This is a genomic window from Streptomyces sp. SID3212 (assembly GCF_009865405.1).
Taxonomy (GTDB): Bacteria; Actinomycetota; Actinomycetes; order Streptomycetales; family Streptomycetaceae; genus Streptomyces.
Map to the genome: position 1 here is coordinate 1 of NZ_WWJY01000692.1, position 4,144 is coordinate 4,144.

Annotated in this window: 5 protein-coding genes; 1 reads left to right on the top strand and 4 read right to left on the bottom strand. The window is 74.1% G+C overall.

The window, feature by feature from the left end:
• The 4 genes from GT042_RS20965 to GT042_RS20980 all read right to left on the bottom strand — a co-directional run.
• On the bottom strand, positions 1-220 hold a 220-nt coding region (locus tag GT042_RS20965), incomplete at its 3' end, for a zf-TFIIB domain-containing protein (protein ID WP_161310268.1).
• Positions 221-288: 68 nt separating this feature from the next.
• Positions 289-1,281: a phosphotransferase gene (locus GT042_RS20970; RefSeq protein WP_161310269.1), complete on the bottom strand. Its 993-nt coding sequence runs from the start codon at positions 1,279-1,281 to the stop codon at positions 289-291.
• A gap of 721 nt (positions 1,282-2,002) precedes the next feature.
• Positions 2,003-2,209 carry a hypothetical protein gene (locus tag GT042_RS20975; RefSeq protein ID WP_161310270.1) on the bottom strand — a complete coding sequence of 69 codons (207 nt, stop codon included), beginning with the start codon at positions 2,207-2,209 and terminating at the stop codon, positions 2,003-2,005.
• Positions 2,210-2,409: 200 nt separating this feature from the next.
• Positions 2,410-2,667 carry a hypothetical protein gene (locus GT042_RS20980; RefSeq protein WP_161310271.1) on the bottom strand — a complete coding sequence of 86 codons (258 nt, stop codon included), beginning with the start codon at positions 2,665-2,667 and terminating at the stop codon, positions 2,410-2,412.
• Between the two features lie 203 nt (positions 2,668-2,870).
• Here GT042_RS20980 and GT042_RS20985 point away from each other — a divergent pair.
• Positions 2,871-4,144 (top strand): serine/threonine-protein kinase (locus tag GT042_RS20985; RefSeq protein WP_202533335.1); only part of this gene is annotated, 1,274 nt, incomplete at its 3' end.

The following is a 4,144-nucleotide window of genomic DNA, read 5'->3' on the forward strand; positions in this document are numbered from 1 at the left end:
CGGGGGCCGCCGGGTAGGCCTGCGGGGCGGCCGGGTAGCCCGGCTGCGGGGCGGGCGGCACGGGCGGCGGGGCCTGCTGCACCCACTGCGACTCCAGGCGGGTCAGGGACTCCAGCTCGCCGTAGTCGAGGAAGATTCCCCGGCAGCCGCTGCACTGCTCTATCTGGACACCGTTGCGGTTGTACGTGTGCATCGCTGCGTGGCACTTGGGACACTGCATGGTCGGCTCAGCTCCTCGCCGTCTCTTCGGCGCCGCCGGAACACGCGCCCGGCGGCAGTCGGTTCACCCTACGACGGTGCACCTACCCCCAACTCGGGCGGGATTGCTGCGATTCGGGCACAGGCGTCGATCATCGACCGCTCGACGTCGTCGGGTTCGCGGTGTTCGGCGGCGCATTTCGCCAGGGCGAGCGCGGTGGTCTGGACGGTGAGGGCGCGGGCGGCGACGTCCAGCCGGGGCCAGGGGTCGCCGTGGGCGGGCACGGCGGGGCCGCGGGCGGCGCGGTAGGCGCCGAGGAACCCCTCCCAGGCGGAGGGCGGGAGCAGCCCGGCGGCGTACCAGGCGGCGGGCCTGGCGAGGTCCCAGGCGGGGTCCCCGACGCCCAGGTCGTCTATGTCGATGAGCAACCAGTCCCCGCCGGACCCGGGATACCGCACGAGCTGCCCCAGGTGCAGGTCGCCGTGACAGAGCGCGCGGGGCGACGGGGGCGGGGGCGCTTCGCCCCGGGCCCATGGGGGGAGGGTGGCGGCGGCGTGGTGGACGGGCGCGGTTTCCGCCGGGGGCGGGTGAGGGGCAGGCGGAGATACGGCACGCAGCCGGGCGAGGGCGCGGGCGACCTTGGCGGGGCCGCGCATGGGCGGCAGGGGCGTACGGGAGAGGGCGTCGAGGGGGACGGAGTGCAGCCGGGCGAGGAGGGTGCCGGTCTCCTCCCACGGCGCGGCGGCCGGGTCTTCGGGGTCGACGGGGGTGCCGTACGGCCAGGAAGTGACCGGCCGGCCGGACACCTCGGCGGCGGCCGTCGGGAGCGGGGGCAGGAGGATCCCCGAGAGCAGCGGATGGGCGGCGACCGCGAGGCGGGTGCGGTGGTCGGCCGGATCGGTGGTGTCGGCGTGCGCCTTGGCCACGGCGTCGCCATGTCGTACGACCACTCCGTCGGCCCGTTCCGCGAGCACGGCGTCGTCGTCCCGGCCGCAGGCGGGGCAGGGGGACGACGCGGAGGCGGACAGATGGGCCGCCCGGCGAGCGACCAGGGCGAGCGCGCTGACGACGTCTGCGGTCACGGGTCCCCCGGGCGGTTCGGCTCGGAGCGAGTGTACGGGCGACCCGGGGAACGGGACGGACGCGGGGCGCGTACGGGGGGGGTAGGGCAGCAGATGCTCGGGCCCGGGGGCCCCTTCGTGGCCGTCTCCGACAGTGCGATGCTCGCTCAGCCCCTCGCCTGCCCGCGAGGCAACGCCACCTATGGGCCCGGTGGGGCCGAACCGGTACGGGCGAGGCAGCGGCGTCCGCAGCCGGATCCAACGGGCGCGGCGGGGGCCCGGCCGCGGAGGCGTCTTGTGCCTTGCCTGTCTTCTGCCGACGGGCAGGGACGCTCAGCGGTCGCGGGGGCTCCGGGCCGGGGACGTACCCGCGCCCCGGCGATGGCCCCGTCCGTGATCACGGACGGACACCGAACGCGGACGCGTCCGCCGCTGGGGCGCGCCAACACCGGAGCCCGGGCGAACAGGGGCCCGGGCCCCGGGGCCTAGTCCCAAGCCGGGGCCGGGGGAAGACACCACCGGTGCGGGGTCCGGGGGCGCGAACCGGGAGTGTTCGGCGTCGTCGGACCAAGACGTGGGGCCATGGCCGAGGGCATCCCTGGCGCGGGCCCGGACAGCGCGATGGCCGGTCAGCTCCCCAGCTGACCGGCCAAACGCTGCCGTCCGCCGCACCCCCGTCCCCACGGGGTTGTTAGGCCGGATGTCCTCGACCCGGGCCGCTCTCCCGGGTCCAGGGCGCCGCTCAGCGCCCCAGCATCACGCCCACGGACGACGCTTGTGTGACCACTGCTTCCCAGCCGCCGAAGACGACCACGAGCAGAGCCGCCAGGGGGAGGACCATCGCCGTCGCCACCAGTGGGTGGCGCGTGCCGGACCGGCCTCCGCCGAACGCGGCGTAAGCCTTGCGTCCCTGCGTGCGGATCAATGCCCGCGATGCCGTGTCCGCCATGGTCCCTCTCCTGTCAGATTGGCAGCGGCGAGTGTCCGACCTCGGGGGACGAGTACTTGCACTCGCCGCTTGACCTCAACACTAGGGACGCGAGCGCGCCCGGTCGTCATGCCCGCGTACCGATTGCCGGGCCTCCCGGAGGATGAGCCCGGTACTGATCACGTACTCCCCTGGGTGGAGAAAGCACGTGCGAGAGCGCCTCAGGACTTGGGGTCTTCCCGGAGGGGACGCTCCGACGGCTCCTCCCTCGGGACCGGCTGCTCCACCAGAGCGAGCACCCGGGTCGCCATGAACCTGGCGGTGCGGACCACCGTGCCGTTGCGGGTGACTTCGCTCACTTCCACCACCCCTCTGCGCACCGCCGTCTCCACCCGGCGGCCTGCCCGGCTTGCCACCACTTCGTACGTACGCGTCGTGTCCCCGGCGTCCACGACTATCTCCACCCGGTCACCCTTCACGATCCAATCCCCCTTCTGCGACGGACCTTTGAGATCTCGCACGGGCCAAGGGACCTGGATCCGCCGTCCCCTGACCACTCTTCAAGTTTCCCACCCCGCACTGACAATCGGTCGGCCCGCGAGGGCGCGGCCTATGAGCGCGCCGGGGCGCGGGTACGTAAGCTGTGCCACGTCACACGGACGACCGGGCAGCGGGGATGGACATGGCGATGATGCGGCTCCGGCGCGAGGACCCGCGTGTCGTCGGTTCGTTCAGGCTTCACCGGCGGCTGGGCGCAGGCGGCATGGGTGTCGTCTATCTGGGGTCCGACCGGCGCGGCCAGCGGGTCGCGCTGAAGGTGATCCGGCCTGATCTGGCCGAGGATCAGGAGTTCCGCTCGCGGTTCGCCCGCGAGGTGTCAGCCGCGCGGCGGATCCGGGGCGGCTGTACGGCCCGCCTGGTGGCGGCGGACCTGGACGCGGAGCGTCCATGGTTCGCGACGCAGTACGTGCCGGGGCCCTCGCTGCACGACAAGGTCAATGAGGACGGCCCGCTGAGCGCCGCCGAGGTGGCCTCCGTGGGCGCGGCGCTCTCCGAGGGGCTGGTGGCCGTGCACGAGGCGGGGGTGGTGCACCGCGACCTCAAGCCGTCGAACATCCTGCTCTCCCCCAAGGGCCCCCGCATCATCGACTTCGGCATCGCCTGGGCGACCGGCGCGAGCACCCTGACGCACGTCGGGACGGCCGTCGGATCGCCCGGGTTCCTCGCGCCCGAACAGGTGCGGGGAGTGGCGGTGACCCCGGCCACCGACGTGTTCTCGCTCGGCGCCACGCTGGCCTACGCCGCCACCGCCGACTCCCCGTTCGGGCAGGGCAGTTCGGAGGTCATGCTCTACCGGGTGGTGCACGAGGAGGCGCAGCTGTACGGGGTACCGGACGCGCTCGCGCCGCTGGTGCGGGCCTGTCTGGCCAAGGATCCCGAGGACCGGCCGAGCACGCTCCAACTGTCGATGCGGCTCAAGGAGATCGCGGCCAGGGAGGCGCAGGGCGTCGCCGAGGTCAGGCCGCCGGCCCAGCGGGACCGTATGGAGCAGGACATGGCGACGGGGCGGCTGACCGAGCGCTACACGGAGCGGATGGAGTGGGGTCCCGAGCGCGATCGGGAACGAGAGCGGGAACGGGAACGGGGTTCGGAGAGGGACCGGGATCGCGACCGGGAACGTGGCTCCGACCGGGAGCGGGAGCGGGAACGCGGGCCTCAGAGCCGTCCCCCCGGCTCCACGGCGTCCCGTTCCGGTGTCTCCCGGGGCGGCCCTCCCCGTACCAGCGGCCGGCGGCCCCCGCAGCAGCGGGACGGCGCAGGTGCCCGTACGGGCGGGCGGCCGAAGACTGCACCGCGGCCGACCTCGGGCAGCCGCCGCCCCGCCAACCCCCGGCTGCTGCGGCAGCGCCTCATCGTGTTCGTGGTGGTGACGCTGATCGTCGCCCTGGGGATCGC

Coding starts and splice junctions, on each gene's coding strand:
- GT042_RS20975 (WP_161310270.1), bottom strand. CDS start 2,209: ATGGCGGACACGGCATCGCGGGCATTGATCCGCACGCAGGGACGCAAG.